The 701-nt window shown below is 69.2% G+C and carries 1 protein-coding gene; it reads left to right on the top strand.

Translation table 11 applies throughout. From position 1 onward, the window contains the following. Window positions 1-576, top strand: a 576-nt coding sequence (locus ACYVO6_RS49380) for a YceI family protein (RefSeq protein ID WP_461073612.1), incomplete at its 5' end; no start/stop codon positions are given. Window positions 577-701 lie beyond the last annotated feature (125 nt).

Here is a 701-nt window from a genome sequence, read left to right as displayed (position 1 = left end):
GCTGTGACGCTGATGGACGGAACGTACCGGCTCGGGCCGTCGACCGGCCGCCTCTTGATCAAGACCGGCCGCGCGGGGCTGGGCCGCAGGGCGGGGCACGACCTCACGATCGAGGCCACCCGATGGTCAGGAGAGGCGGTGGTGGTCGTCGGCGACCCGGACAGGTCGTCGGTGAGTGTGACGGTCGAGACGGGCTCGTTGGAGGTCCGCGAGGGAACGGGCGGGCTGAAGGCGCTCACCGATGCCGACCGGGCCGAGATCAAACAGACGCTGGAAGGCAGGGCCCTGCTGCACACCGCAGAGCACCCTCTGATCACCTTCCGTTCCACCCGTATCACGGGAACGCCGCAGTCCTTCGAGATCACCGGGGACCTCACCATCAAGGGCCGGACCCACCCGGTGACGGTGCACGGGAAGGGCAACGGCGACAGCCTGTTGCGCGGCTGGGCGACCGTCACGCAATCCACCTGGGGAATCAAGCCCTACACCGCATTCCTGGGCGCGTTGCGGCTGGCCGACGACGTTCGGGTGGAGTTCGACGTGGCCGGGCTCGAGCCGGCAGACGGGCCTGGGTAGCCGCTGCGGGCAGGTCAGCGCGAGGGCCCGGGCGGCCGGTTAGGATCCGTGCGCTTTTCGTCAGCGGACCGATCATGATCGTCGTACTGTCGGATCCTCGGTCACCACCCGCCGTCGTCGGCCAA

Source organism: Streptomyces pseudoechinosporeus (genome assembly GCF_054783935.1).
Note: the sequence above shows the minus strand (reverse complement) of the source record. Positions and strands in the feature narration are given on the sequence as shown.